This is a genomic window from Ruficoccus sp. ZRK36 (assembly GCF_019603315.1).
Classification (GTDB): domain Bacteria; phylum Verrucomicrobiota; class Verrucomicrobiia; order Opitutales; family Cerasicoccaceae; genus Ruficoccus.
Genome location: NZ_CP080649.1, coordinates 1,421,081 through 1,442,686 on the forward strand (window position 1 = coordinate 1,421,081; position 21,606 = coordinate 1,442,686).

Here is a 21,606-nt window from a genome sequence, read left to right on the forward strand (position 1 = left end):
CCTGCACCCGTGATCCTTCGGATCACCGATGCCTTCGCCTGGGGCGAAGGCGTGCCCGGAAAACTTGTACCATGCCAGAAACCACCCAAAGCCTGCGCGCTTTCATCGACGCGCTCCCTAAGACCGAGACCCATCTGCACATCGAGGGGGCGCTGCCGTGGCGGCTGCTGCAGGAGCTGGACGGGATCAAGTACGCGGCCACGCCGCCGTCCTGGGAGGGGCATTTCAAGTTCCGCGACTTCGCGCACTTCGACGAGACGCTGCTCGGCCATGCGCTGCAGTGGTACGTCTCGCCCGAGCGTTATCATCAGGCCGCGGTCGAAGTTTTTAAAGAACTGCAGGCGCAGAACGTTCGCTACGTGGAGACGAGTTTCGCCAGCGGCGTGATCGAGTTTCTCGGTGTGGATGGAAAGGGTATCCTCGATGGGATCCTCTCTGCTGCCCCCGAGGGGCTGGAGGTGCGCGTCTTCATGGGCATCCATCATGGCGGCATGAACGCAAAGATGCTGCCGATCATCGAGGAGGCGCTGACCTGGGACGGCCTCGCTGGTATCGACCTGCACGGTACCGAGACGATCCCCGTTGACGAGGCTGCACCGCGCATCTGGCGCGAAGCCCGCGAGGCTGGTAAGTTTACCAAGGCGCACGCGGGTGAGTTCTGCGGGGCGGACTTTGTGAAGTATGTGATCGAGGAGCTGGGCGCACAGCGTATCGAGCACGGGGTACGAGCGATCGAAGACCCGGCGGTAGTCGAGTTGATTCGTGAGCGCGATCTGACGCTCGATATCTGCCCGATCAGTAACGTCAAACTCATGCCCGATGTGACCCGCGAGAATCACCCCATCCGCGAGCTGTTCGACGCCGGGGTGCGCTGCACCGTGAGCACAGACGATCCGCTCGTCTTCGGGAACACCCTCGCCGATGAGTACGAGCTACTCCACGAGTACCGTGGGTTTACTCGTGCGGAGTTGGCGCAGGTGGTTCGTAATGGCTTTGAGGCCGCGCTCGTGTGCGAGGAGCATCGGCAGGCGCTGCTGGCAGAGTTTGACCGGGCAGTCGCTGACTTAAAGGAGCCGTCCACCGATGCCTGATCCGATCGCATTTATGGTGCCTGAGGGCGTCGAGCGCGAACGCGCCGACCGCATCCTGGCGGAAAATTTCCCCAACTTCAGCCGCTCGCGGTTGCAGAAGTCCTTCGATCGCGGTGAGGTCTTGCTGAAGGGCGAACCGATCAAAAAGAAGCATCCGCTGGAGGCCGGGGACGTGCTCAGCCTCGTGTTGCCCGAGCCTCCGCCCACCAGCGTCGAGCCGGTGGACCTCGGCATCGAGCTGCTCTATGACGACGAGCACATCGCCGTCGCCTTAAAGCCCTGCGGCGTCATCACCCACGGCGGGCCGGGTATCGAGGAGCCGACGCTTTGCCACGGCATGATGCACGCCTGTGGCGGTAAGCTTAGCCGCGCCTCCGGGGACTTGCGCCCGGGGATCGTTCACCGGCTGGACAAGGAGACGACCGGCGCGATTGTTTTCGCCAAGACCGACGAGGCGTTTTTCAAAATGGTTGAGGCTTTCTCGGGACGCGAAATCCGTAAGGAGTACCTCGCCATCGTCACACGCAACCCGGCCCATGAATCGGGTACGATCAAGCTGCCCATCGACCGCCATCCCGGCAACCGTACGCGTATGGCCGTGGTTGAGGGGGGGCGTCCTGCGCATACGGACTGGAAAGTCGAGGAGCACTTCGGGCATCACCATACCCTGATCCGCTGTTTCCTGCACACCGGGCGCACACATCAGATCCGCGTGCATCTGAGTCACATGGGCCATCCGATCCTCGGGGATGCGACTTATGGTTATCAGCCCCGGCCCGGCGAAAAGGCTCCACCGCACTTTTTCCTGCACGCGCAGATCCTCGGCTTTGCACATCCGATCACCGGTGAGCCGCTCCTCTTTGAGGCCCCGCTGCCCGAGGCCTTCCAGGCGCAGCTCGAGCGCCTGCGCGGGATGTGATTTTTTGCAGGGCTTGCGCAGCCCTGCACCCCGCGGTGCGTGACCGCACGGGACAATAAGAGGCGGAGCCCCACATTGCTGCTCGAGCCGGAGTCGGATCAAACACCGAGCGTTTGCTGCGCTAGTAGCGGGTCATGGAGGGGTCGATTTCCAAGGCCCAGGCGTCGATGCCACCGGCCATGCTGACGGCCTTGTCGAAGCCCACATCTCGCAGGTACTTGGCGGCGCGCAGGCTGCGGGCCCCGTGGTGGCAGTACACGATGATCTCCGCATCCTTGGGGAGGGCGGAGGCCTGAGCGGGAAGCTGTCCGAGGGGGATGTGCTGGGAGTCGGGAAGCTGGCAGATTTCGCGTTCGAAGCCCTCGCGCACATCGAGCAGGATGGGCGATTCGGTAGCGGCGCGGGTCTTGGTCGTTTGAACGTCGATTTCCATGATTGATTCCTCGGTCTGCGGTTCAGGTTCGGTCTCGCAGGAAAACTCATAGTTGTCCGGCTGCAAGTCCGTAATGTCCGGTGAATGACCGCAGAGCGGACAGTCCGGGTCTTTTTTCAAATTCAGGGTGGTGATTCGGGAGCTGAGCGCATCAATCATGAGCAGGCGGCCGCGCAGGCTCTCGCCGATACCGAGCAGGTATTTGATCGCCTCCATTGCCTGATAGCTGCCGACGATCCCGCACAGGGCCCCAAAGACCCCGGCCTGTTCGCAGTTCGGGACGGTGCCGGGCTCGGGCATCTGTGGGAACAGGCACCGGTAGCAGGGGCCCCCGGCGTTCGGATCAAAGACGGAGACCTGCCCCTCGAACTGGAAAATGCTCCCGTAAACGAGCGGGCGTTTTGCAAAGAAGGCCGCGTCGTTGACCAGGTAGCGGGTGGGGAAGTTGTCCGACCCATCAATGACGAGGTCGTATTGCGAGATGAGGTCGACGGCGTTATCGAGTGTGATGCCTCCGGCGTGCAGTTCCAGCTTGCAGCCGCGGTTGATGGCGCGCAGCCGCTCGGCAGCGGAGTCGAGCTTGGGGCGACCGACGGCAGCCTGCGTATGCAGCACCTGGCGCTGGAGGTTGTGCTCCTCCACCTTATCGAAGTCGGCCAACCCGAGTGTACCGACACCGCCAGCGGCCAGATAGAGCGAAACGGGGCTGCCAAGCCCGCCCATGCCGATGACCAGTACGCGTGCTTCGCGCAGTTTTGCCTGCCCCTCGACACCGACCTGTGGCAGCCGGATATGACGGGAGTAGCGGGAGAGCTCCGCAGGAGAAAGTGACTCGTGGCCCATCTGCCTATTGTTGCTCCTGGGCGGGCGCTGTCGAGGCCTTGTCGGCTGCTTTTAAAAATTCCGGCATCGCCGGATCGAGGATAAAGGTGCCCGCAGGTTGCCCCTGAAAGGTGAGGGAAGCCTGGAGGGGCTGTGGCTGATCGGCCACCGGCTTGTCTCCGCCATCTGGCCAGGTCCAGCCGTCCTCCAGTACGATTGCGCTCAGAGGAAGCTTTTCTGTGAAGGTGAGGCTCTTGCCGGGCTCAATTTGGGTGATGCGGTACTCCGTGCGCTGGCTTACGGGTGGAGTCGCGGCTGTTTCCTCGCGGGGCTGGACGATGCGACCGGGGTTTGAGGCGTAGCTGAGGTTTAGCTTAATGCCCGCGAGCTCGTAGGGGGATGCGTTTTCCACCTTACACTCGTAAACACACGTCCACGTATAGGTGATGAGGCCCTCCTCGCGCTGGGTTTTCAGGTCGGTGATTTTGCTTTCACCGGACAGCTTGAAGAGTTTTCCGTTGGCGAGTTTGTCAGCGATGCTCCACTCGCGCACGTAGTCCTGATCCGATAGGCTCAAGGCATCGATCGGAAGGGTGAAGGTCAGCTTGTCGGTACGCTCGAGGACGACTTGTCCATCACTGGCAGAGTGGATACGGGCATTGATTGAGTGCCCGTCCTTTAGCTCAAATGTGCGTAGCTGCTGCTCCTGCGCCCTGGCTGGCAGACTGCCCAGCAGGCACAAGGCGAGAAAAGCGGTGAAAGCTCTGGCGTACGAGATAAACAAAGGCGCGGTTACTTCGGTTTTACCCACTTGTATTTTTCTTTCAGGCTGGACGGATTCGACCAGTCCTCAATGAGTTCACCCTGATAGTAGACGCGGATCCAGATACCTTCAAGCTTGTCCTCGCTTTCGTCTTTGCCGCCCCCGAGCCATGACCAGCCGCTTCTGAGATCAAAGGAACGCATTGAGACCTTGGCGCTGTCGCATTCAAAGTCGTTACGGGACTTCAGCATGGGGATCGTGAGTGAGCCAGTGGTTATCTCGGTATCTCCATCTCTGCGGCTTTGGGCTGCCAAATCCATGTGGAAGGTCCAGAAATTATACTCGATCCTTACGTCGCGCAGGCTGATGTCGCTGTCGTTCTCGATCTTCATCTTGTAGTAGCCGTCCCAGGTTTTCCACTTGGCAGATCCGTCGTCGTGTTTTTTCGAATTGGTCTGGGATGAACGGGCCTCCACGTGGAGCAGAGAGTCGCGCTCGTTGAGGGTATGGATCATCCACATGTGGATGTAGTCCTGGTCCTCCTGAGAGAAAATGGCCGGAGATACGGTAAAGGCGGCTCCGTCTTCGCGCTTGAGGCGGACTTTGTTACCGATGACGTTGATGAGCTCGGCTTTCATCGTACGCCCCTGAGTGTCGGTGAACTCATGGAACTCAGCTTGTAGTGCACTACTGGAGAGTAGGAAGACAAGGAGGGGGACGGTGGATATGGCGGATAGGATTTTCATGATAGTTGAGTTGGCGGTTACTCTTTTGGATCGAGGACAAACATGTAGCGATTGAGGGAAAGGTAGTCCGAGTAGGGCATCGTCTTAAAGGCGTGGTCAGGCCCCCACGAATCCGAATAAACAACGGTGCCCTCCTCCGGATGGATGCCGATAATCAGCCGACAATGCCCGGGGATTAGCCAAATGATGGGGAGCCCCTTGTCGATGATTGAATGGATGACGACAATATCCTCCCGTTCGATTTCTTTCAGGCGGTAGGGAGTGGCTGATGATATACGCCGCATGGCCGAGACCATGTCTGGGAGGGAGGTGCCGTAGCGCTCCGTCTCCGCCAGGCTGGCTACGGCATGCATGTTCGTATGGTAGCCGTAGTAGTTGAGCACGCGTGTTAGCGTGGCTGCGACACAGTAGCCCTTGTCCCCCTGATTAACCATAGGGATACCCGAGATGTAGCGTTCGCCCTCTTGGGTGGTCCTGATGTTATCGGTGAAGATCAGGGTATCCTCCTCTTCGGCATTGCTGATGGCTACCAGCGGCGATAGCTCGAGAGTCAGGTACTCTCGGGGGTCGTAGCGGAGGTCGGCCCGGATATTGTTGGGCAGGTAAAAGGTTTCTGCACCGTCTCGCAGGGCTGTGATGCCTGAGCCTGAGGAGGAGTCTGCCGCCAGACTCGGGCGGGTCCCAAAGGCATTCTGGATTTTCTCCAGATGGTCTTTTAACTCTGGATAGGCGCGGCGGGGATCGACGACGCTGTCGCGGTCGCCCTTGTTCCAGTAGTTGATGACGATACGTGGCTGGCCTGCCCGAGGCTGCTCCAGGCGCAGCTCCAGAGGCATCTGGTCCCAGGCGAAGCCGTCCCGGGTAGGGTCGGCGGAAGCCAGGGCACGGGGGTGCTCTGAGGTGCCGTCACGCAGGATGGCCTCGCGCTCTCCGAGTAGTCGTGATTTGAGCTCGGCCAATGGGACACTCCAGGGGTGGTCCGCTTCGAGCTGTTTACGTAGCAGGGGAAAGGCGGCGATGTCCTCGCGGACGTACTGGTAGGCGCGTGGCTTAACCTTGGACAGATCCGGGATCGCAATCAGGGCGCGAATGGGGGCCGCTCCGTAGCGAGGGTACTCGACCAGCCAGGTGCCACCGTTCCAGTCCATTTCGATGACCTCTACCTTTACGTCCGTCTGGAAGTCTCCGAGGGCCTCACCGGTCTCGGGAGAGTAGGCTGGCGTGGGCTCGGTAAAGGTCCAGCTCTCCACCAGTGCCGAAGGGGCATAGCGTGCCTGTGCTGCCGCGAAGATCAGCGGCAGTCCCACGCACAGAGGCAGCAGGCGGACGGCAAAAGTCACAGTAGATGGGGTGTTAAAATCGGGAGACGGTGAGATTCACTATTGAGTTTAGGCGCTAAAAATCAAACAGTTTCACCTATGCCGGAAAAATACGTTGTCATTATGGCCGGTGGTCGCGGCGAGCGCTTTTGGCCGCAGAGCCGCCTTCGCAAGCCCAAGCACCTCCTGCCGATCGTCGGTGAAACCTCCATGCTCGGTCAGACGATCGACCGTCTGGAGGGTCTGCTCCCCACTGAAAATATCTTTGTTATCACGAATGCCGAACAGCGCGATGCCGTGCTGGAGGTCTGCCCCGGTCTTTCCCCGGAAAATGTCGTGGGCGAGCCTGTCGGGCGTGATACCGCCCCGGCTGTTGGCCTGGCCGCCCTGCTGGTCAAGCGTCGTGACCCGGAGGGTGTCTTCGCGATCCTGCCGGCCGACCACGTCATTCACGACAAGGACGGTTTCCAGCGTGCGATGCAGGCCGGCTTTGAGGCTGCCTCGGCCGAGCCGGTGCTCGTGACCGTCGGCATCCAGCCGACCTACCCGGCTACCGGCTACGGCTACATCCACAAGGGTGAGCAGTACGGCAGCTACGAAGACCTGCCGACCTATCGCGTGCAGCGCTTCGTTGAAAAGCCCGACCTCGAGACTGCGAAGAGCTACCTCGACAGCGGCGAGTATTTCTGGAACGCCGGGATGTTCATCTGGACGGTTCCCACCATGGCCGCCGCCTTTGACAAGCACGTGCCGGCGCTCGCTCAGGACTTTCTCGCCATGAGCAAAACACTGGACAGCGGCACCTCGCTGGAGGAGGCCATGGCGAGCTTTTACCCGAAGATGGAAAAAATCTCGGTGGACTTTGCCCTGATGGAAAAGGCGGACAACGTCGTCACGCTGCCCTCATGCTTTGACTGGGACGATGTGGGCGAGTGGCCCGCTATCGCTCGCCACCACGACCCGGACGCCGACGGTAACGTCCTCAAGGGCTCGGCCATGGTCGAGGCCGGGGCGAACAACATCATCGTCAGCCCCAAGGGGCACCTGACCGCCGTGGTCGGTGCGGACGACTTGATCGTGGTCCATACCGAGGACGCCACCCTGGTCTGCCCGAAGTCCCGCGCCCAGGAGATCAAGGCCCTCGTCAAACGCATCGGCGCCGACGAAGCCCTCAAGCATTTGACGTAAGCGGCGGCGTTGCCGCCGCTGCGGTTGGCCGGTTGCCGGTTTGCTGTTTTTCAGTTATCGGTAGAAACACTCCATCTGATGAAGGCTCTTTTTTCGGTTCTGTTCCTGTGCGTCTTAAGTAACGTTGCTGCCTTCGGAAGCGACGACACGGAATATGCACAGCGAGTGGAGCGGATCTCCGATATCCGTTCACAGGTCGGCAAGTTTTGCGTTCCTCAGCGGTGCTATTTTTTTCATAGCACCTGTATCCGTGCCGAGCTAAAGCGTATTCTTGGTGATGACTTCGAGGAATATCTCCGGCATTTAGCCCATTCGGGATCGAGTATGCTTACGCTGGAGGGGGATACGGTTTCTGTTGATGTCTCTCAGCTCCATGTCGGTGGGTTTACCTCGTTGCTGTACTTCGACCTACAGAAAGAAACCATTGTCTTGTTTTGGATGCGGGCCGGTGTGCTGGAGCAAGACCATGCTGTCTATGGTGATAAGCCCGTTCGGGCTGACATCCTGGATTCGATGGTGTCGAGCTTGAACAGTACGTGGGGGCATGTGGCCGAATTCTCGCGAGACGGGCAGGAAATTAGCATTATAAAAACGACAAAGAAAATCGACTGGTTAGCTGACTGACTGCTACGGGAGGAAAATAAGCCTTGTCGCTCTGTGGCCTCCGTGTCACTGGGAGATCAACAACTGAACAACCGATAACCGATAATTCCATGAACTATCTCGGCATTGATTACGGCGAGAAGCGGGTCGGCCTCAGCTATGGGGACGAGATCGGCGTGGCTGTGCCGATCCCGGCCGCGGTGGACTCCACCAAAAAGGCCCGTATGGCCCGTATCGGCGAGGAGATCAAGCGCCGCCGCATCGGCGCGCTGGTGGTTGGCTACCCGTACAACATGGACGGCTCAGTCGGCTTCAAAGCCAAGGAGGTGGACGCCTTTATCGCCGAGCTGGAGGAAAAGTTCGAGCTGCCTGTGTACCGCACGGACGAGCGCCTGACCTCGCAGCAGGTCGAGCGCGGCATGGCCGCCATGCCGGGGCGTAAGCGCCTCAGCCCGCAGGCCCAGCGCGCGGCCCGCGCCAGTGGCGAGGTGGACTCCCGCGCCGCCGCCCTCATCCTGCAGGACTACCTGGACAGCCAGGTCGTGGGGCAGGGGGACTTTCTGCCGGAGGAGGACTTCCCCGAGTGAGTGCCGCGTCCGCGCTGCGCAAGTTTAAGGCTGTCTGCGCCTACGACGGGACGGATCTCTACGGCTGGCAGAGTCAGGCCGGGGGGAACACCGTGCAGGACTTTATCGAGGCGCGCCTGGCGGTGATTTTTAAAGGCCCCGTACGCATCCACGGCAGCGGGCGGACGGACTCTGGGGTCCACTCGAAGGGGCAGGTCTTTCACTTTGAGGCGGAGTGGCCGCACCCGCCTGCCACGCTCCTGCGGGCCCTGCGTTGCGGTTTGCCCGCAGGCATCCAGGTCACGCGCCTGAGCCGCGCGAAGGCGGACTTTCACGCGCGCTTTTCGGCCACCGGTAAGCGTTACTGCTACCGGCTCTACGAGGGCTTCGCGCCGCCGTGGGATAACCGCTACTGCTGGTCACTGGGTAACCGCCGACTCGACACCGCCGCCATGACTGAGGCCGCCCGACACTTTATCGGACAGCAGGATTTCACAGCCTTCGGGGCCAACCGCGGGGACGGCTCGGCGGATAATCCGGTCAAGGACATGCGCTGGGTGGATGTCTCACGACGCGGCCACAAGGTTACGCTGACCTTTGAGGCGAGCGGCTTTCTCTATAAGATGGCCCGTAGCATGACCGGCACGCTGGTCGAGGTCGGTCTGGGCAAGATAAGCCCCGACGAGCTGGCCACTATCCTCCATGGCCGTGTGCGCACCGAGCAGGTCGCGACCGCCCCGGCCAAGGGCCTGTGGATGGAGCGTGTGTTTTACGGCGCGTGATCACAGCTGGACCTTTCCCTGCGGCTTTCACGAAAAGAGAGTGCGAGGTCACGCGAAGCGCCAAGCCGCCTCTGGTTTGAATCAGGTATTTTTCTTTTAACCACGGATGACACCGATAGCTCGGATAAAGAAAAACATCTGTGCTATCGGTGTCATCCGTGGTTAATGGGTAAATCAGAGCCTGCGGACAGAAGTGTTCTATCTCGGCATCCCTCCCCCTGGAGCGTTACTGCCCGGAGGTAGCGTTGTATTTCTTCAGAATGCTGTTCCAGGCGGGACTCTGGATGTACTCCAGCATGGCTACGTCGATGTCATGCTCGTACTGGGAGTCGTGAGGGACGGCCAGCGCGAGGTAGCCGGGATTAAAGGTCTGCGCGGATACCTCGATGCGTTCGGGGTAGTCCCGCGCGGCCCAGTACTTGAGAATCGGTTGGTCATGGATGAAGGCCTTGATCTTGCCCTGATTGACCGCCTCGAGCCCCTCACTCACGCTGGCGTAAACCGCCGGGTGCATGCCCCGGCTCTCCAGAAATGCCTGTGCCGCGGAGTCGTCCAGTACACCGGTTTTGACCTTGGGCAGGGTGGCGAGGGTGATCTGGTTAGAGGTGATCTGCCCCATGGTCAGGGCGGTGGCGATGGCACCGGTGAAGCCCGAAATGATCAGGATGGAGGTAAACATCCAGGCAAAGCCGATGGCGCGGCCCCAGAAGGTGACGGGAGCCCGGTCGCCGTAGCCGACCGTCGTCATCGTCACGGCGGACCACCAGAATCCGTTGCCCAGCCCCGAGAGCGGCCGTCCGCCGAACTGCTCGGCGTTGCGCTTGCGCTCAACGAGCCAGATGAGGAACCCGGCCGCGAGGATGACAGCCAGCAGTGCTACCAGCGCCTTGAAGAAATTCAGCGTGAAGATACGTTTAAATAAATCCGTAATCAGGTTGTCCTTTTCGCTGCTGCTGGCGATGCCCAGTCCGGTCCCGTAGTAGGTGTGCGTGAAGTCCATATCGATCACCCGCTCGGCGGTGACGGTGATCGCGGCCGCCCCGACCTGCACTTCGTCCTTGGCGACCTTGTCCAGCATATCGCCCAGCGCGTACTCTTGGTATTCGTAGTCGTAGCCCAGTTCCTTGGCGACGGCCTCCCACAGCTCGATCGTGATGCCCGTCCACTCGCCGCTCTCGGTCTTAAAGGAAAAGGGTGGGGCCTCGCGGGTGGCGACGATGAGCTTGGCCGGTTTTTTCGGCGTAGCGGTTTGCTTCACGGCGTGCGGAGCTCCGGAGGTGTTGGGAGCCTTGTCCGCCGCCTGCAGGGGCAGCCAGACGGTCAGTAGACAGAATACGAGGAATACGTGAGAGCGCATGCCATGCATGCTGATGGATCGGGATACGTATGGCAATGAAACACATGAGCCGGATAATGACTGCGAAAGAATGTGTATCCATTTCGGGATGTTCTTTTCTCCACGTGGGTACTAGAAAGCGTTTCGTATGGCCGAGATTGTCCGCCCTCCGTCCCTGCTGCGCACGCTGGCCCGTGCGGGACTGGACCTGGTGTTTCCCCGTGACTGTGTGGCCACAGGGGAGCCGGTGGAGGACGACTCGCCCTGCCGCTATCTCTCGAAAAAAGGATTGGAACGGATTTTCTTTGTCAAAGACCCCTGCTGTCCGGTGTGCGGCTTTCCGTTTTTCGGGGAAATGCTGGCCAGCCGCATTTGCCCCCACTGCCGGGAGCTGGAGCCGGTATTCGGGAGGGGGCGTCCGCTCATGCTGGCCCGTGATGCCGGGCGTGATCTCGTCCACGCGTTAAAATACCACCACGGGCGCTACCTGCTGCCCGACATCGAGACGCTCATGGCGGGCTCAACGCCCTTTCGGGCGCATCTGGCCGGGGCGGTGCTGGTGCCGGTCCCGCTCTTCCCGAGCCGGGAGCGTAAGCGCGGCTATAACCAGAGCCGTCTGTTGACGGAGGTCTTTGCCCGAGTAGAGGAGGGCTGTGAAGTGGTTGATCTGCTCGTGCGGACTCGTGACACCCCCTCGCAGACCCGGCTCGACCGCAAGCAGCGCGAGGCCAACATGCGCGGCGCTTTCGCCCTCAAACCAGGCGTGAAGCTGGACTCCGAGCGCCGCTATGTGGTGGTGGACGATGTTTTTACCACCGGGGCCACCCTCAATGCCTGTGCCCGTGTCCTGAGCCGCGCCGGGGCCAAAAACCTCGATGTGGCCATGCTCGCGCACGGGTAGGGGAGCAAAAGGCCTGCTCATGGACTGAATTATAGGTGGTTTTTTCCTCTTTATTTTCCCGCCCCCTTGCTCCACACTTCCACGCTATGTCGATTTTCGGTAAGCCGAAATACTCTACCGTCCGCGTAAAAAAGAAGGACATTCCGACCGGTCTCTGGACGAAATGCCCGGAGAGCGGCGAGATTATTTTTAACAAGGAGCTGGAGCAGAACTGGATGGTCGTGCCCAAGAGCGGCTACCATTTCCCGCTCAAGGCGCGTCGCCGTGTCGAGTTGCTGATCGACGAGGGCACCTTTGAGGAGTTCGACGCCGACCTGGTCTCGGGCGACCCGCTCGAGTTCAAGGACAGCAAGCCCTACCCGCAGCGCCTCACGCAGGCGCAGCAGAAGACCGGCGAAAAGGACGCCGTCATCTGTGGGATGGGTGAGCTGGAGGGGCTGCCCGTCAGCCTCGCAGTGATGGACTTCAGCTTTATCGGGGCGAGCATGGGCTCGGTCGTGGGTGAGAAGATCACCCGCGCCATCGAGCGAGGTCTCCAGAACAAGTGCCCCGTCATCGTGGTGTGCGCTTCTGGTGGTGCCCGCATGCAGGAGGGCATCCTAAGCCTGATGCAGATGGCCAAGACCAGTGCCGCCCTCAAGCGTCTTTCCGACGCCGGGCTGCCCTACATCGCCGTGCTGACAAACCCGACCATGGCCGGGGTCATGGCCAGCTTTGCCTCGCTCGGAGATGTGATCATGGCCGAGCCCAAGGCGTTGATCGGCTTTGCCGGGCCACGCGTGATCAAGGAAACGACCCAGCAGGACCTGCCTCCGGGCTTCCAGACTTCGGAGTTTCTGATCGAGCACGGGCTGATCGACCAGATCGTGCACCGTCACGACATGAAGCCCCGCATCGCTACGCTCCTGCGCGCCTTCGGCGGTCACGGGGCTGAGTAGCTGCGCAGTTATTACGCCGGGGGCGTCGTGCTCTGTGTGCCATGACTGAGACGGAACGTTATCTCTATGGGCTGCGCAATCGCGGCTCCAAGTACGGGCTGGAGCGCATGGCGATATTCGCCGAAGCGCTCGGGCATCCCGAGCGGCAGTACCCGGTCATCCACGTGGCCGGGACTAACGGCAAGGGCTCGGTTTGCGCCATGCTGGAGGCCATATACCGCCGGGCGGGCTACCGGACAGGACTCTTTACCTCGCCGCATCTGGTCCGCCTCGGCGAGCGTGTACAGGTGGACCGCCACCCCATCTCAGACGCCCAGATCGAGGACTATGTGGCGCAGATGCGCGCTGTAGGTGAACAGCTTGCCGCGCGTGATCCGCTGGACCACCCGACGTTTTTCGAGTTCATGGCCGGGATGGGGATGCTGCACTTCGCCCAGGAAAAGGTGGATGTCGCGATTCTTGAGACCGGGCTCGGTGGTCGCCTTGACGCCACCAATGTGGTTGACCCCGAGGTCTCCGTCATCACCTCGGTCGGACTCGATCACACCGATATTTTAGGTAAAGACCTGGCCACGATTGCCGGGGAAAAGGCGGGCATTATCAAGCCGGGGCGTCCGGTCGTGATCGGCTGCCTGCCGCCGGAGGCCGAGGCGGTGATCCGTCAGGTTGCGGCTGAGCGCGGCTGCGTCGTGCACAGCGTGCGCGAGCTTTTCGGCGCAGAAGAGAACTTTCCCGAGACGAATCTCGAAGGCGGCTTCCAGCGGCGAAACGCTGCGGTGGCCTCGCTCGTGGTACGGTTGCTCCAGGGGCGTTTCCCGGTCGCTCAGGCTGTGGCTGAGGCTGCCCTGCTGGAGGTTTCCTGGGCAGGGCGCTGGCAGCGGGTCACGCTCGCCGATGGCCGACTGCTGATCCTCGACAGCTCGCACAATCCAGAGGGGGCGACCGCCTTGGAGGATAATCTCACGCGCCTGGTCGCGCAGACTGGTCGCCGTCCGGTGCTGCTGACCGGCATCCTCGGGGAGGAGCGGGCTGCCGCGCTGATCCCGACCATGGCCCGGTATGCGAGCGGTTTTATTTTGCTCAAGCCCGACCAGCCGCGAGCACTGGATCCCGAGCAGCTGCGGGGCTATATCCCGGCTGATTTTGCGGGTGAAATTCGGGAGGGGACGGTGGAGGAGCTATTCCCGGCACCGGGACAATGCGCTGCCGGTTCGGCCGACGACGTCCTCGTGGTGGCGGGGTCGATTTATCTGGTGGGAGAGATTTGTGCCCGGTTGCTTCCGTCGGGTGTGCCGGGGGGAAGCTCCTTTCAGGACGCGCTCTAGGCGGTCGGTTATCCGGCGGCGGACCTCAAGCCTCTGCGATGGCAAGGCGTCCGTTTTTGCTGCATGGCCCATTTTTTTAGAAAAAAATGGGCTCCCGCCGACGGTGATAGGCGAGTTACGAACTTATTCACCGAGGTCGTTTTTGCGGTCCGAAAGATGTTCACTGCTGTTGCGTTTGTAATATAGTTTCCTTCATGTAGTTACAAACTTGTTAACACGACTTGACTTTTTAGGTTTTGTTATTATTCACAAAGCGTTGATTTTTAATGGCTTACGAGTCTGATTGGCTTGACTTTATCCGGATGTTACAGTTATGTTTTCCTCGTTCTTTGACAGAACGGGAAACGTTCTCCGATTCGCGCCCCAGGTTTACCTGAGGCGATGGTAGGAGAACCAAAAATCCCCAGGATAATCCCGGGTAACCGGGCAAAGGTCGGAAACTGAACTGGCGGTTCCGGCCCCTGATGGTCCGTCCTTGCGGCGGGTTGTCAGGCAGATGTCACCCCTTCCGCCCGCGGGTGTCGTGACCACGCGGGTGCAACCACGAAAAAAGGAAGGAGGCGAGGAGCAACCAAACGGATGAGGTATGCGACTCGAGTCAGGCCTTGGATTATATCCGAGTCCTTGGCAGATACGCGGCGACCCCTGCGCCAACCAATGAGGGTCAATGAGAAGCTGCCGCGAGCCAGTCCCCCACAGTGTTAACGACCGGCGACGGCACGTCGCCACAAGGTTCCTCTCCGGGAACGCGAAAAGGTCGGCTGACGGGGCGCGGGACGGCGGGTGCCGGGCAAGGTGCCCGCGCTGGTTCCGATCAACATGGAAAACGCCGGCGGAGCGAAAAACCGCTTCGACGGCGCTGTCTGGTGCGAAATGCTTCCTGAGGGATGTCCCCGGACGACTCCGTAAAACGAGCCGGACCGGTGGCGGCAAGTGGCCTCGTACAGGCCATGGACCCGCCAGGCCGTAGGGCAGGACCTAAGAGGCAAGACCCGTAACCGTGGGGCCAACGCTCCGATCCACTGCGATCGGAGGCCGACCCCCCGGATGCAAGGCCAAGGCGGCGAGACAGCGTCACCTCGGCCTGGTGCGGCGAGCGATGCGCCCCGACGGGGGACAATGCCGAACCGCGCTGAAAGGCCTCACCCGAAAATCTCAGAGAGGGTAACTTCTCTGACGGGCCTGCTATGAGCCCGCCGACCCGGAGATGCCGCCGGGAATAGCGTCGGGGAGACGACAGCCTGCCCGCTTGCCGGGCAAGAGCGCCTAATGTCGTCGATCGGGGAAGAGCGCGTGGCGAACGCCCACTCCCACTTTTCAAGGGCCCTCATGGTTTCGACCATGGGGGCCTTTGTGTTTTTAGGCATTCGCACGGATGCGACGAACTTTTCGGGGGAGGAGATGAACGACAAAGTACCCAGATAGCTCGATGAACCGTTCCGAGCTTCACTTCGGCCCTATTAAAAAACATCGAGCAGACGCGATGTGTGCCGGAGGCATTGCACAAAAAAACCGGAGCCGTGGTGGCTCCGGTTTTGAAAGTATCAGGGTTTACCTGCTGGTCCGCCTACTTGATGGCAGGGGCCGGGGCGGGCGGATTTACGTCCACCATTTCGACCTCAAAGACGAGGGTCGAGCCGGGAGGGATCGGGCTGCCGGGCATGGCGGCATCGCCGTAGGCCAGGTCGGAGGGGATGTACAGCTTGACCTTGCCGCCCTTACCGATGAGCTGCACGCCTTCACCGAAGCCGGGGACAACGTTAGCGACCGGGAAGATGGCGGGCTTGCCGCGCTTGTACGAGCTGTCAAACTCCGTGCCGTCGACCAGCGTACCGGCGTAGTTGACCTCGACCGTATCGGTTTCGGTGGGCTTGGGGCCGGTGCCTTCTTCGATGATCTCGTAGTAGAGGCCGCTGTCGGACTTCTTGATGTCCGGGTTAGCCTTCAGCTGCTCGGCGATGTACTCCTGGCCCTTCTTCTTGTTCATGGAAACAAGGCGCTGGGTGAGGTACTGCTGGAGCTGCTGCCAGGTGGCCTGTGGGTCGTCCGGGCCAGCTTCACCGTTGAGGTGAGCCTGCACGCCGGCCAGAAAAGCTGCCTTTTCCTCATCGGTGATGCCGAGATGGTCCGGATCGGGGGTCGCGAGCCAGCCGTAGTCCTTGAGCAGCTGAGTCCCGGAGGGCATTTCAGCCGGGGTGCCGGGCTGAGTGGGTTGTGCGCTTGCGCTCAGAGCGATCAGGCTGCTGGCGGCCAGTGCGAGGAGGGTTTTTCCTGTATTCAATCTCATAACGTAAGAATGTGTTATCGAGGGTGTGGGTGAGAAACTTAACGGTTTGGTGGGCCGGGGCGAAGAAAATTCCCTGCTGGATCGGCCTTTAGACGTTCGACCAGCGTTTCGACGAGTTGTTCGATTTGGGGCAGAGCTTCTTCGGGCTTAGCTCCGTCGATGTCATGGACTTCCCAGTATTCGACCTCAGTGGCCTGCTCGGGGAATACCTTTCGCATCATGGGCTCGTGCTCGGTCTTTTTCAGTAAAATCGTGTGTGCGGCCCGCTTGAGGTCGTCGACGGTGAGCTGGGTGCGCTTTTCCCCGGTATGGTGCAGCGGGATGTTGCGAAGCGTCAGGGCGCTGCGGGTATGGGGGGAGAGGTCGTTGTCGTCATCCACCCAGCCCGGAAAGAGTCCGCGTGAAAATGCCCGCCAAGGCAGCCCCTCTGCTTCTGCACGGTGGTTGAAGACCGCTTCAGCAAAGCGGCTCCGGTAGTAGTTACCGGTACAGACGAACAGGAGATATTGCTCGGGCATGGGTAAACGGGACGGCGGCGGGGTCCGTGAGAGTGGAATGGCACAATCACCTCTGCGTGAGTCTGCGTCGATCCTTAAAATCCAGGCCCCTAAAGTAAAACCACCTTCCCGGGGGGACGGGAAGGTGGCTCCACTAATATGACAGAATCTCTGCTATCGAATCTGTCTCGCTACTTCGGTTGCTATGCTACGCTACTATCTGCCATTTTTCCGATATGGATCAGGCAAAAGTCTTGTTCTTAGTTAGACGGGGAAAAGCTGGTTTTGTTTCAGATTTTTTTCGGGGGTACTGAAATATTATATGTGTAATATAGCGTATCTTTCGTAAAAATCCAATGTATTCATAAAAAAAGACGCATTTTTTTCCAGCTTGTAGGCGTTGGCTCCTTTATTGATCAGCTTGCGGGCCGGGTGGTGGCGGCAGTTGCTCATCGTTGCCGGGCGCTGGGGAGTTCTGACCGGGGTTTTCACGGTTTGTGCCGTCTTTCTGTCGATCTCTGTCGAAGGAGCCGCGCTCCGGGCGCGGGGGCAGGGTGGACTCATCGAAGCCGGCCTCCTTGGCCTTGAGTAGCATTTCCTGATGCCGGGCGAGGCGTTCCTCCGGGCTGAGGCCTTTCATCTCACGCCAGAGGGCTTTGCGCTCCTCATCCGGCAGGCTGCGCCAGTACTGGTGGAGGATCATGCGCTCCTCCCACGGGATCTTGCGGTGCTCTTCCATTAATTGCTGGCGGCGGGCGGAGTCCATGTCGCGTATCTTGCGGATGCGTGCGCGCATTTCCTCTTTCTCCTCTTCGCTCATCTGCTCGATGCGGCCAATCAGGTTCCGAATCATGGCCAGTTGTTCGGGCGACATGTCCAGGAACTTCTCAACGGCAGCCAGCTCTTCGCTCATGCCCTTGGGGCGGCGTTCGCGGGGGGAGATTCTGTCATGGCTCTTGCGGGCGTCATCGAGCTCATCCTGTGGCGGCGGAGGTGGTGGCGGCGGGCCCGGCTCGACTTCAGGGGCGGGTGCTGCCGGTGGGGCCATGTCCGAGTGAGGAGCCGTGGCATCATCGGCGGCCAGAAGGGCAGGGCAGCTGATCCATAGCGGGGCAAGGGCCAGCAGGGTTGTGCGTAAAAGAGAGGTGAGAGCTGTAGGCTTCATGAAGGGTTGGGTTAGTTAACCAGTAAATCGAGAGCTTCGATCGTGTCTTGATTGCTGAGGGCGGCGACCTCGACGAGTGCGTCCTGCATCATGATCAGATCGGAAAGGTCATCGGTGCGTGCACTCCGTGTGGTCGCGAAAAGAAAATCCGGTGTGTCACCAAGCTCTGAGTCACCCTCTTCATCTGCGGCGAGCATGGCTGCCTGAGGGGCGGCAAGCGGCTGGGCACTCGTAGATGCATAGGCATCGTATCTGGGCGTAGGCTCATCGCGCGTGATCATAATCGCGCTGAAAATACCGACTGCGACCATGGCCGCCATGCCCACTGCGGTCCACATCCAGCCCTGCTGGCGGTGTGCCTGTGGGGTGCCCGTGGTGGTGTCCACGGTGTTTTGGGCAAATTCGGCAGATGGGCGCAGGGGCTGAGCGGAGAGCCAGGCATCCAGCTGCCGGTCAAGCTCGTCCTCGCTCATCGGCTTCTTTGCCTCGGCGTGGATGCGGGACAGCGTCTTGTCCGTAAAGTCCTTCGAGGGGCGTACGGGCTGGCCGCTCAGGAGCCGCTCGAGCGGGTCTTTGCCTGTGGAGTCGGTGCTCATGATGCGTTGGTGTAAAAGTCTTTCAGTTCGGTTTTCAGCTTCTGCCGTGCGCGGTGGATCCAGCTTTTGACGGAAGTTTCGCTGGCGTCCATGGCCTGAGCGATTTCCTCGTAGCTGAGCTCCTGTTGTTTGAGCAGCAGGATGGCCGTGCGCTGATTTTCGGGTAAAGTCTCCAGAGCCTTTTCAAAGGCTTCTTCGATTTCCATTAGCGCGAGTTTGTCGCGTCCGGGTGTCTCAGCTCCGAGCTCGGCAGGGTCAACTGCTTCGAGTGGCTTACGGGATTGCCGGCGGTACTCGTTGATAAGCAGGCGGCGCGCGATGTGAAAAAGGTAGGTGGAGAACTTCGCCTTGGGCTCGTACTTGGCGGCGGCCTGATACACGCGGATGAAGACCATTTGTGCCAGGTCTTCGGATTGTTCGACGGAGCCGAGCGAGCGGTAGAAGAAATTGATCAGCGGTGTCTGCCATTTCTCCACCAGCATGCGCAGGGCCTGTTCGCTCCCGCCGGCGGCTTCCAGCATGAGCGCGGCATCCGGATCCTCGCAGTGCTCGTTTGCGGCGGGCATGGTGGATAGACTAGGCATGGACTGGGCAGGCAGCCAAGCCGGAAGCGGGCTGGCGATGATATTGTTCACAGCCCATAAAACCCCTGCCTCCCCCAAAAGTTGCAGCGGGGTGCCCCCGCTGGCAATGAGGGGCTGTGCCCTTAGTACCTGTCTTATACCGTAGTCGTGTTTGCCATCCCACCGCGTTGGCGGTGGGATCAGTGCTGCTCCAGCCGGAGTGTGAATAAGTCGTGGATAAGAAAGAACAATTGACCGTTGCGCTGGCGTGGGGCCGGTTTTTCAATCCTCATACCGTGGCCGTGTTGAGGCTGCGCTGCCTATGAGTATTTGCTGAGTTAGGCTATATCTAGTATTCTTTTTCTTATATTCGTCTAGATATAGGGGGTTGGGTTGACAGGATGGTCATCTGATTCCAAGGTAAGGGCTCTAGGCTCACCACGGTGGTGTTACGGCTTTGTGGCTGCTGCGAATAACACCGCTTCTCTCACCCGCTAACCCTGATTTCTCTAACTATACACATGGAAACCACGACGATCACGATTGGGAACAAGACCTTCATCCTCGATAAGGACAAAGCCGAAAAGGCGCTCGCCTCCAAGGCGGTCATCAATGGCCGCGACACCATGTTCTTCAATATTCTGCCGCTGAAGTACCAGTGGGCCTACGATCTGTACAAGAACATGAAGGCGAACCACTGGGAGCCCGAGGACGTCCCCATGCAGAAGGACTGCGAACAGTGGCGTGACACATCCGGGGCTATTTCCGACATCGACCGCTGGATTATTAAAATGGCCGTGGGTTACTTCTCGGCCGCAGAGGGTATTGTCGGGGATAACATCATCCATGTGGTGCGCGAGCTGGTCACGGCCTCCGAGCTGAAGCTCGTCCTCGGCCGCCACGCGCACGAGGAAAACATCCACGCCGACTCACTGGTCTATATGATCAGCTCGCTCGGCATCAACCCGCACGAGTGCGAGGCGATGTTTGAGGACATCCCCACCATCGACAAGAAGACTCACTTCGTGGTCTCCAACTCACGCGCCATGCGCCGTGACATTGATCTGACCATCACCCGTAACAAGCAGGACCTGGCCAAGAACATGTTCCTCTTTGGCCAATGTATGGAGGGGACGCAGTTCTACGGGCTGTTCGGGATGGTGCTCTCGCTTTACCGCCAGAACAAGTTCCCCGGCATCGGCCAGATGTTCCGCTACACGCTGCGCGACGAGTCCAACCACATCGAGCTCCTGCGTAACCTGCTCATGGCACTCGTCCATGAAAACCCGGACATGTGGACCGCGGAGTTCCGCCAGGAACTGGTCGATATGATGAAGGAAGCCATCGCCCTGGAAAAGGAGTTCATCCGCGACTGCCTCCCGGTCAACGCGCTGGGCCTCTCCGCCGATGAGTTTGTGCAGTACATCGACTATATCGCCGACCGTCGCCTGGAAGGCTGTGGACTGCCGATCCTCAACCCCGGCATCTCGAATCCCTTCCCGTGGCTGTCCGAGGCGATCGACATGAAGAAGGAGCAGAACTTCTTTGAGGGTCGCGTGACCGAGTACCAGAAGGCCTCCGCTCTGGAGTCTGTTGACGACGACGACCTCTGATCTTTGGTAAAACTGGCAGGGTACGAATTCTCTTTTGCCAACGCCCGATGGAAGCGGTAATTAAATAATAAAGCTTTCTCTGGCGCCGGAGCCTGATCGATCCGGTGTTTCTTAGCTAAACATAGAGCAGGCCGGGAGTCTTCCCGGCCTGTCTTGTTTTATGAAGTTCTCAGTCGTGCCCATCGCACTGCGGTGTCCGGCATCGACACAAAAAAGGCCGAAGCAAAATGCTCCGGCCTTTTCAATAAAGTGTGTTGTCCGCGTTCTTTATGCGCGCTTGCGGCGGCGGATGATCAGCAGCCCGACCACTCCGAGTCCGGCCAGTAGCGCCCAGGTGCCCGGCTCGGGGACGGCGGTGACCTGGATGTTATCGAAGGCGAGTGAGGAGGCCAGCGTGACCCAGCTCGATACCCGGATGCGGATGGCGACATTGCTTTGGCCCTCAACGGCCTCGGGGAGGACAAAACTCTCCAGCTCCCATGCTTTAGTATCAACGGCACCGCTTTCCGCCCAGTCCACCCAGTTGTTCGCGCCGATCTTGTAGTCGATGTGGATTTCCTGGTTCCAGGTGAAGGTTCGGTCAGCGATGGCAGCAAAGGAGATCGTGACGTCAGTCATGTTGCTGAAATTGAAGCCCGACATCTCCAGGCGGCCTGATTCACCCAGGTCGATAATCGAGTTAAACTGCAGCGCGTTGTTCGAAGGGGTGACGGTCCCTTCGGGATAAATGTTTTCCGTCGTGCCGGTCGTATTGCTCAGGTAGTCGAAGATGTGCTCATTCGGCTCCGCGGTCATGGTGACACTACCGGCCTGGTTACCGTTGTTGGCGGTAAACTTGGCGCTGATCGACGAGTCCGCGTCCATGTTCCAGTACGCGAGCAGATCCTGTGCGTGGACATGGGCGGTCAATCCGCAGGTGATGAGCGCAATCAAGGTAGCTAATTTCCCCATAGGGCAGGACTTATAGGGACTTCCCTTCGGGTGTCGAGCTGTAACCCCTCAGGGCTGTGTTAAAACTTCATTAATGCCGGAGCTTTCGGGGTATTAGCGTTTGTGAACAGAAAGTTAAGAATTTTTGACTAAAAACCGTTTGACAGATCGGCTTACTAGATATTGTGTGTTCGACGTTGGTCCGTTAGCATATCTAGTGTAC

21 protein-coding genes are annotated in these 21,606 nt (G+C 59.8%); 10 read left to right on the plus strand and 11 right to left on the minus strand.

Annotation, left to right across the window (positions count from 1 at the left end):
- Positions 1–71 precede the first annotated feature (71 nt).
- Positions 72–1,091 carry an adenosine deaminase family protein gene (locus tag K0V07_RS06320; protein WP_220623695.1) on the plus strand — a complete coding sequence of 340 codons (1,020 nt, stop codon included), beginning with the start codon at positions 72–74 and terminating at the stop codon, positions 1,089–1,091.
- Positions 1,084–2,010, plus strand: a complete 927-nt coding sequence (locus K0V07_RS06325) for an RluA family pseudouridine synthase (RefSeq protein WP_220623696.1) — start codon at positions 1,084–1,086, stop codon at positions 2,008–2,010. The genes K0V07_RS06320 and K0V07_RS06325 overlap by 8 nt, the downstream gene beginning before the upstream one ends.
- A 121-nt stretch (positions 2,011–2,131) precedes the next feature.
- On the opposite strand, the gene moeB is transcribed toward K0V07_RS06325, so the two are convergent.
- From moeB to K0V07_RS06345, 4 genes are read right to left on the minus strand one after another with little or no spacing between them, the layout of a single operon-like run.
- Entirely contained in the window at positions 2,132–3,286 is a 1,155-nt protein-coding gene (gene moeB, locus K0V07_RS06330) for a molybdopterin-synthase adenylyltransferase MoeB (RefSeq protein ID WP_220623697.1), read from the minus strand.
- 4 nt (positions 3,287–3,290) lie between these two features.
- Positions 3,291–4,049: a hypothetical protein gene (locus tag K0V07_RS06335; RefSeq protein WP_220623698.1), complete on the minus strand. Its 759-nt coding sequence runs from the start codon at positions 4,047–4,049 to the stop codon at positions 3,291–3,293.
- Between the two features lie 8 nt (positions 4,050–4,057).
- Positions 4,058–4,774 carry a hypothetical protein gene (locus tag K0V07_RS06340; protein ID WP_220623699.1) on the minus strand — a complete coding sequence of 239 codons (717 nt, stop codon included), beginning with the start codon at positions 4,772–4,774 and terminating at the stop codon, positions 4,058–4,060.
- A gap of 17 nt (positions 4,775–4,791) precedes the next feature.
- Positions 4,792–6,114, minus strand: coding sequence for a C39 family peptidase (locus K0V07_RS06345; protein ID WP_220623700.1), 1,323 nt, complete (start codon positions 6,112–6,114; stop codon positions 4,792–4,794).
- Positions 6,115–6,192: 78 nt separating this feature from the next.
- Here K0V07_RS06345 and K0V07_RS06350 point away from each other — a divergent pair, with 78 nt between their 5' ends.
- The 4 genes from K0V07_RS06350 (at position 6,193) to truA (ending at position 9,232) form a co-directional block, all read left to right on the plus strand.
- Positions 6,193–7,281 carry a mannose-1-phosphate guanylyltransferase gene (locus tag K0V07_RS06350; RefSeq protein WP_220623701.1) on the plus strand — a complete coding sequence of 363 codons (1,089 nt, stop codon included), beginning with the start codon at positions 6,193–6,195 and terminating at the stop codon, positions 7,279–7,281.
- A 78-nt stretch (positions 7,282–7,359) separates the two neighbouring features.
- Positions 7,360–7,905 (plus strand): hypothetical protein, encoded by a 546-nt coding sequence (locus K0V07_RS06355; RefSeq protein ID WP_220623702.1) that lies wholly within the window; start codon positions 7,360–7,362, stop codon positions 7,903–7,905.
- A gap of 89 nt (positions 7,906–7,994) precedes the next feature.
- Positions 7,995–8,471 carry a Holliday junction resolvase RuvX gene (ruvX, locus tag K0V07_RS06360; RefSeq protein ID WP_220623703.1) on the plus strand — a complete coding sequence of 159 codons (477 nt, stop codon included), beginning with the start codon at positions 7,995–7,997 and terminating at the stop codon, positions 8,469–8,471.
- Positions 8,468–9,232 carry a tRNA pseudouridine(38-40) synthase TruA gene (truA, locus tag K0V07_RS06365; protein WP_220623704.1) on the plus strand — a complete coding sequence of 255 codons (765 nt, stop codon included), beginning with the start codon at positions 8,468–8,470 and terminating at the stop codon, positions 9,230–9,232. Before ruvX ends, truA begins: the two co-directional genes overlap by 4 nt.
- Before the next feature lie 226 nt (positions 9,233–9,458).
- Here the strand turns inward: truA and K0V07_RS06370 are convergent, their stop codons facing one another.
- A complete protein-coding gene (locus K0V07_RS06370; RefSeq protein ID WP_220623705.1) occupies positions 9,459–10,589 on the minus strand; it encodes a transporter substrate-binding domain-containing protein in 1,131 nt (376 codons plus the stop codon).
- A 127-nt stretch (positions 10,590–10,716) separates the two neighbouring features.
- On the opposite strand from K0V07_RS06370, the gene K0V07_RS06375 reads away from it, so the two are divergent.
- From K0V07_RS06375 to K0V07_RS06385, 3 genes are all read left to right on the plus strand, one after another.
- The gene (locus tag K0V07_RS06375) at positions 10,717–11,469 is read left to right on the plus strand and encodes a ComF family protein (RefSeq protein ID WP_220623706.1); all 753 of its coding nucleotides are present in this window, start codon (positions 10,717–10,719) and stop codon (positions 11,467–11,469) included.
- Positions 11,470–11,555: 86 nt separating this feature from the next.
- On the plus strand, positions 11,556–12,407 hold the full coding sequence (accD, locus tag K0V07_RS06380; RefSeq protein WP_220623707.1) for an acetyl-CoA carboxylase, carboxyltransferase subunit beta: 852 nt from the start codon (positions 11,556–11,558) through the stop codon (positions 12,405–12,407).
- Between the two features lie 41 nt (positions 12,408–12,448).
- On the plus strand, positions 12,449–13,732 hold the full coding sequence (locus K0V07_RS06385; protein ID WP_220623708.1) for a folylpolyglutamate synthase/dihydrofolate synthase family protein: 1,284 nt from the start codon (positions 12,449–12,451) through the stop codon (positions 13,730–13,732).
- Positions 13,733–15,299: 1,567 nt separating this feature from the next.
- Here K0V07_RS06385 and K0V07_RS06390 read toward each other — a convergent pair.
- The 5 genes from K0V07_RS06390 to K0V07_RS06410 all read right to left on the minus strand — a co-directional run bounded on the left by K0V07_RS06390 (position 15,300) and on the right by K0V07_RS06410 (position 18,861).
- Positions 15,300–16,019, minus strand: a complete 720-nt coding sequence (locus K0V07_RS06390) for an FKBP-type peptidyl-prolyl cis-trans isomerase (protein WP_220623709.1) — start codon at positions 16,017–16,019, stop codon at positions 15,300–15,302.
- A 38-nt stretch (positions 16,020–16,057) separates the two neighbouring features.
- Positions 16,058–16,537, minus strand: a complete 480-nt coding sequence (locus tag K0V07_RS06395; RefSeq protein ID WP_220623710.1) for a hypothetical protein — start codon at positions 16,535–16,537, stop codon at positions 16,058–16,060.
- A 388-nt stretch (positions 16,538–16,925) separates the two neighbouring features.
- The gene (locus tag K0V07_RS06400) at positions 16,926–17,681 is read right to left on the minus strand and encodes a DUF3106 domain-containing protein (protein ID WP_220623711.1); all 756 of its coding nucleotides are present in this window, start codon (positions 17,679–17,681) and stop codon (positions 16,926–16,928) included.
- A gap of 11 nt (positions 17,682–17,692) precedes the next feature.
- The gene (locus K0V07_RS06405; protein ID WP_220623712.1) at positions 17,693–18,277 is read right to left on the minus strand and encodes a hypothetical protein; all 585 of its coding nucleotides are present in this window, start codon (positions 18,275–18,277) and stop codon (positions 17,693–17,695) included.
- Positions 18,274–18,861, minus strand: a complete 588-nt coding sequence (locus K0V07_RS06410) for an RNA polymerase sigma factor (protein ID WP_220623713.1) — start codon at positions 18,859–18,861, stop codon at positions 18,274–18,276. The genes K0V07_RS06405 and K0V07_RS06410 overlap by 4 nt, the downstream gene beginning before the upstream one ends.
- Before the next feature lie 500 nt (positions 18,862–19,361).
- Between K0V07_RS06410 and K0V07_RS06415 the strand changes: the two genes are divergently transcribed.
- Entirely contained in the window at positions 19,362–20,453 is a 1,092-nt protein-coding gene (locus K0V07_RS06415; protein ID WP_220623714.1) for a ribonucleotide-diphosphate reductase subunit beta, read from the plus strand.
- A 267-nt stretch (positions 20,454–20,720) separates the two neighbouring features.
- Here the strand turns inward: K0V07_RS06415 and K0V07_RS06420 are convergent, their stop codons facing one another.
- Positions 20,721–21,404, minus strand: coding sequence for a PEP-CTERM sorting domain-containing protein (locus tag K0V07_RS06420; protein WP_220623715.1), 684 nt, complete (start codon positions 21,402–21,404; stop codon positions 20,721–20,723).
- Between the last annotated feature and the right edge of the window lie 202 nt (positions 21,405–21,606).